We start from the raw sequence: 6,313 nt of genomic DNA on the forward strand, positions 1-6,313 counted from the left end.
GGGGCTTCAAGACTGTCGTGTGGCTTTTTGTTGCCTTATGACCCTTAAAGGTACTAAAATCTCTTTTGAAGGTCCATCGCGGCCGACTCGTATGGGCGGTACGTGAAACGAGGACCATGCCCTCGAACAGTTCCTTTCGCATGGCTTCCGGGATTCGGTTTCAGGTCCACAAAGGACCGCCAACCGACTGGACGCCCGGAAGGGGTGGAGTAGTTGTAAGATGAGAAATTCCAGCATTGTCATTGCCATTGCGATCGCTATTCTGGCCGTCAGCATCTGGGCGCTTGCCAACCGACCGGAGCAGGAGCCACCCTGGCCGGACCAAATTCAGGGGTTTTCGTTTTCACCCTTTCAAAGCGGGCAGAGCCCGTTGGAGAAGAAATACCCATCGGAAAAGGAACTCGAGGCCGACCTGAAGTTGTTGCAGGGGAAAAGCTATGCCATCCGAACCTACACGGTAGAAGATGTTCTGGCAAAAATTCCCGAGCTGGCTGGGAAATATGGTATCAATGTCGCCTCCGGCGTCTGGATCGATGACGATGAGGAGCAGAACCAGGCCTACATGAAGATATTCCTGGAGGAGGTTGCCAAAAACCCCAATGTCGTGCGGGCCGTCGTAGGCAATGAGGTGCTGCTGCGCAAGGAACTAACCGTGGAGCAGATGGCCGGGTACCTGGACCAGGCACGCAAGGCTCTGAAGGTGCCGGTCAGTACGGCCGAGCCTTGGCATGTCTGGGTCAAGTACCATGAACTGGCCAACCATGTGGATTACCTGGCGGTTCACATGCTGCCCTATTGGGAAGGGGTTCACATCGATCAAGCCGTAGATTACATCATCGATAAGATGAACCTGTTGAAGTCTCTTTTTCCGCATAAGCCCATCGTCATCGCCGAAGTGGGGTGGCCTAGTAACGGCCGTACCGTGCGGTCGGCCGTCGCATCAACGGCTAACCAGGCAGCTTTTTTGAGACGGTTTCTTTATCGGGCCCAGCAAGAGGAGTATATCTATTACGTAATGGAGGCCTTTGATCAGCCGTGGAAGCGCCACACCGAAGGTGCGGTGGGCGCCTACTGGGGCGTCTACAATGATACTCGCCAGGAGAAATTCCCCTTCACCCAACCTATCGTTCCCATCGCCAACTGGTACCTTCTGGCCGGAGTGTCGGTGCTGATCGCCCTGATCACTTTCGCCATCCTGCTGATCGACAGCCAGACCCTGGGCAACCGGGGGCGGGGGTTTCTGGCAGTGCTGGTCTTCTCCACCGCTTCAATGGCGGTGTGGGTCGTCTATGACTACATCCATCAGTACCTGACCGTGGGAACGGTCATCGTGGGCCTGGTGATGATCAGTGGCATGGTCGGGGTCATTGTCGTGCTGCTCACCGAAGCCCACGAGTGGGCAGAGGCACGCTGGATCATCCGGTCGCGGAGGCCTTTTCAACCAGTGGCCATCGATGATGGCCAACTGCCCATGGTATCCATTCATTTGCCGGCCTGCAACGAGCCGCCGTCCATGGTCATGGATACCCTGGATGCGCTGGCAGCACTGGATTATCCGGATTTCGAGGTGCTGGTGGTGGACAACAATACCAGTGACCCACAAGTTTGGAAGCCAGTGGAGGCCCATTGCCGTAAACTGGGTTCACGATTTCGGTTTTTTCATGTGAACCCGTTGTCCGGTTTCAAGGCCGGGGCCCTGAATTTGGCCCTGTCCCGCACCAGCGCGGCCGCTCAGATCATTGCCGTGATCGACAGCGACTACATCGTAAGCCCAACCTGGTTGCGCGAACTCGTACCCCAATTCAAGGAGCCCAAGATCGGCATCGTCCAGGCACCGCAGGATTATCGGGATGGCACCGAAAATGCCTTCAAGGCCATGTGCTATGCTGAATACCGGGGTTTCTTTTTCATCGGCATGGTCACACGCAACGAGCGCAACGCCATCATCCAACACGGGACCATGACTCTGATCCGCCGTACGGTTCTTGAAAGTATCGACGGGTGGAGCGAATGGTGCATTACCGAGGATGCCGAACTGGGGCTGCGGATCTTCGAAAGGGGCTACGAGGCGCTCTATATCTCCCGAACCTACGGCCGTGGGCTGATGCCTGATACCTTTACCGACTACAAGAAGCAGCGCCACCGCTGGGCCTACGGTGCCATGCAGATCCTGCGCCGGCACCTCTTTTTACTGCTGTTCAAAAAAGGCAGTGGGCTTCGTCACGGGCAGCGCTACCATTTCATCGCCGGGTGGCTACCCTGGTTGGCCGACGGTGTGAACCTCTTCTTTAATTTGGGGGCGCTGCTGTGGTCATTTGCCATGATTGTCGATCCCCTGAAATTTGATCCGCCGCTGGTGATCTTCTCGATTCTGCCGCTTGTCCTGTTTGCCTTCAAATTGGGTAAGATGTTCTACCTTTATCGAACGCGGGTGAATGCCACCCTGACCCAGACGCTGGCTGCGTCGGCGGCCGGCCTGGCGCTCTCCCACACGATTGCCAAGGCGATGGTTTCCGGACTCATTACCCGTGACAAACCTTTTTTCAGGACCCCCAAAATGGCCGGGGCCTCTCTGCTGACCCAGGCCCTGACGGCTTCTATGGAGGAGATCCTGTTGCTGGCCGCCCTCCTTAGCGCAGCATCGGCCATCGCATTGGGCCAGAAAATGGACACGCTCGACATGACCCTGTGGGTAACCGTGCTGGTGGTCCAGTCTCTGCCATACGCCGCCACCCTGTTCGTGGCCCTGGTCAGCGGATTTCCCCGTTTGTCGAGCCGGCTGGTGGATTGGAGGCTCCGGCAGAAGGCGTCTTGAGGTCACTATCCCTATTCTTTCCGTAAAAGCAGCCCCTGGCTACCAACCAAGGAGACAATGTCATGCTCAAACCGGGCAAGGACTACCAGACACTGTGCGACACTTTCCGATGGGAGACCCCTGATTACTATAATATCGGTGTGGACATCTGCGACAAGTGGGCCAATCAACCCGACCGCCTGGCACTGATCTATGAAGACGATGCGGGTCGGACACGACGATATACCTTCCTCGAATTGAAGCGCCGATCCAACCGGCTGGCCAACGGCCTGAAGGCCATGGGCATCGGGATTGGAGACCGGGTGGGCATCCTTTTGCCCCAGCGGCCGGAGACCGCTGTCAGCCATATCGGCCTCTACAAGCTCGGGGCCATCGCCATCCCGCTGTTCACCCTGTTCGGAACCGATGCCCTGGCCTACCGTCTCGAAGACAGCCAGGCCAAGGGAGTAATTACCGATGCGGCCAACCTGCCAAAAATACTTTCCATTCGAGACAGGTTGCCGCAGCTGCGGGTCATCATCGTCACCGACGGAGATGGGCCCGAAGGCGTTACCGCTTTTCAGGATCTGCTGTCCCGGGGCAGCGAGGCTTTCACGCCGGTGCAGACACGGGCTGACGACCCGGCCCTGATCATTTACACCTCGGGGACCACTGGTCCACCCAAGGGGGCCCTTCACGCCCACCGGGTGCTTCTCGGCCACCTGCCCGGGGTTGAATTCCCGCACAACTTCTTTCCATGCGAGGGTGACCGGTTCTGGACGCCGGCCGACTGGGCCTGGATCGGGGGGCTCATCGATGTGCTTTTCCCCAGCTGGCACCACGGCATTGCCGTCGTTGCCCACCGTGCCAGAAAATTCGACCCGGAGGAGGCTTTTCACCTGCTTGCCAAACACCGCATCCGCAACGCCTTCATGCCGCCCACAGCACTAAAGCTCATGCGCCAGGTTCCGGATCCGTCCGTGCGCCACGATTTTAAAATGAGAACCATCGGCAGCGGGGGCGAGACATTGGGAGAGGGCCTGCTGGAGTGGGGCCGACGGGTTATGGGCGTGACCATCAACGAGTTTTACGGTCAAACCGAATGCAACCTGGTGGTGGGCAATTGCTCTGAGGTGATGCCCATTCGACCCGGGTCCATGGGCCGGGCTATTCCCGGACACACCGTGGCGGTGGTGGATGAGGACGGTCATCCGCTGCCGGCGGGTACTGCGGGTGAAATTGCCGTGCGCAGCCCCGATCCGGTGATGTTTCTCGAGTACTGGAAGAATCCGGATGCCACCCGGAAAAAAATTGTCAATGACTGGAGCCTCACCGGGGACCTGGCCCGCATGGACGACGACGGATACCTATGGTTCTTGGGCCGCAAGGACGATCTGATCACCAGTTCCGGTTACCGCATCGGACCGGCGGAAATCGAAGACTGTATCATGAAGCATCCGGCCGTGGGCATGGTGGCCGTCATCGGTCGACCGGATCCGGTGCGCACTGAGATCATCAAGGCATTCATTGTGCTCCGGGAACCCGGCAACGCATCGGCGGAAACGGCCCGTGACATCCAGCAGTTCGTCAAGGAGCGGCTGGCTGCCCACGAGTATCCCCGGGAGATCGAATTCACCGGCAGCCTGCCCATGACCGCCACCGGGAAGATCATGCGCCGGGAACTTAAAAATAGGGAGCCAACCTGAAAGGGGGTTATTGATGCCGACGGTGTTTCACACCCGGGATCTCAAATTCGAAGCCAAGAAATCCAGTCTGCCTGAATTTGCCTGGCAGACCAGTCCACGGCTGGCCAAGCTGGCGGAAGCCCGGCAGCTTGATTTCGACATCCGCTCTCTGGCTCCTGACCGGTTCTCTTTTCCCTATCACTTCCACCGGGCGGCCGAGGAGTTGTTCCTGATCCTCTCCGGCGAAGCAACCCTGCGCACGCCGCAAGGATTTCAAACGGTCGCCGCCGGGGATCTCGTGTTTTTCGAGCAGGGCGACACCGGCGCCCATCAGCTGTACAATCACAGCGACGTCCCCTGTGTCTATCTGGACATTCGAACCACGGTGGGCATCGACGTCTGTGAGTATCCCGATTCGGGCAAGATTGCGATTTTGCCCATGCTGGAGGTGTTCGAGAGTCGTTCCCGGGTTCGCTATTTTCATGGTGAGGAGAAAGTGAAGGAAAAATGGCCCGAGGAGATATTGCGGAAACTGACAGAAGGATGACCATCGTTATCGTTTTTTTATGGCATTGTTTTCGAATTCAATCAGACAGGATGCAAAAAAGAATTCAAGAATTCAAGGATTCAAGGATTCAAGGATTCAAGGATTCAAGGATTCAAGGATTCAAGGATTCAAGGGGTCGAGGGGTCGAGGGGGCAAGCGGACTTCTCAGGACATGGAAAACGTTTCTAATCCGGCAACCCCCAATGCAGGCGACTCATTGGTATGCACAAAATCGACGACAGACATATCCCTGACCCCTCGACCCCTTGGACCCTCGAACCCTATCTTTAACCATGGAGGTGGTAATGCAACCCAAAACCAAGGACAACATCTACAAAGCGTTCATCGGTGAAGCCAAGGCCTACTTTCGGCTGTTGGCCTATGCGGAAAAGGCAGACCAGGAGGATGTGCCCCAGGTCGCCCTTCTGTTTAGGGCCATCGCCGAGGCGGAGCGGGTGCATGCCACCCGGCAGATGGACCTGCTGAAAGATCTGATCGTCAACGATACGGATACGAACCTGGAAAAATCCTTCCAGAGAGAAAAATCGGTCAGTGAGAATGCATACCCGGATTTTTTAAAAACGGCCGAGGAAGAGGGGGAAACGGTGGCGGCATTGGCATTCAGCCATGCCCGGGATGCGGAGGGCTTTCATGCCAAGCTGTATGAGCGGGCCATCATGAATGTGATCAAGGATACGGTTAAGGAGTACCATGTCTGCCAGGTGTGCGGCTTCGTGACCGACAAGAAAATCCCCAAGAAGTGCCCGATCTGCGGTGCGCCCGAAGAGAAGTTCAAAACGATCGATGGCTGAACTGCGATAGCGAGCGCATTCCTCGCCGCCTACCACGGGGAGGGTTCAATTTAAGCGTAATCAACAACAGGAGGAAAATCGATGAAAGTGGTCGCATTCAACGGCAGTCCCAGAAAAGACGGCAACACCTCCATTTTGATCCGGACCGTGCTGGCGGCCATCGAAGGCCAGGGCATCGAGACGGAAACCGTTCAAGTCGGCGGCAAACCCATCCGCGGCTGTATTGCCTGCTACAAGTGCTTCGAGAACAAGGACCGGCACTGCGCCGTGGACAAGGACATGCTCAACGACTGCGTGGACCGGATGCTGGCGGCCGACGGCATCATCTTGGGCTCACCGACCTATTTTGCCTGCATGAGCCCGGAAATCAAGGCCCTGATCGACCGCGCGGGCATGGTGTCGATCGCCAATGGTGCCATGCTGCGGCGCAAGGTCGGGGCCGCCGTCGTGGCGGTTCGCCGGGCCGGGGCGGTAC

Annotated in this window: 5 protein-coding genes; all 5 read left to right on the top strand. The window is 57.4% G+C overall.

The window, feature by feature from the left end; translation table 11 throughout:
- Positions 1 to 220 precede the first annotated feature (220 nt).
- Positions 221 to 2,815 carry a glycosyltransferase gene (locus ABYV26_RS02520; protein WP_372677856.1) on the top strand — a complete coding sequence of 865 codons (2,595 nt, stop codon included), beginning with the start codon at positions 221 to 223 and terminating at the stop codon, positions 2,813 to 2,815.
- Positions 2,816 to 2,877: 62 nt separating this feature from the next.
- The gene (locus tag ABYV26_RS02525; protein ID WP_372677858.1) at positions 2,878 to 4,500 is read left to right on the top strand and encodes an acyl-CoA synthetase; all 1,623 of its coding nucleotides are present in this window, start codon (positions 2,878 to 2,880) and stop codon (positions 4,498 to 4,500) included.
- A 13-nt stretch (positions 4,501 to 4,513) separates the two neighbouring features.
- Entirely contained in the window at positions 4,514 to 5,026 is a 513-nt protein-coding gene (locus tag ABYV26_RS02530) for a cupin domain-containing protein (RefSeq protein ID WP_372677860.1), read from the top strand.
- A 305-nt stretch (positions 5,027 to 5,331) separates the two neighbouring features.
- Positions 5,332 to 5,838 carry a rubrerythrin family protein gene (locus ABYV26_RS02535; protein WP_372677862.1) on the top strand — a complete coding sequence of 169 codons (507 nt, stop codon included), beginning with the start codon at positions 5,332 to 5,334 and terminating at the stop codon, positions 5,836 to 5,838.
- Between the two features lie 81 nt (positions 5,839 to 5,919).
- Positions 5,920 to 6,313: flavodoxin family protein (locus tag ABYV26_RS02540; RefSeq protein WP_372677864.1), on the top strand; the 394-nt coding region annotated here is incomplete at its 3' end.

This window comes from Desulfosarcina sp., assembly GCF_041551955.1.
GTDB lineage: Bacteria > Desulfobacterota > Desulfobacteria > Desulfobacterales > Desulfosarcinaceae > Desulfosarcina.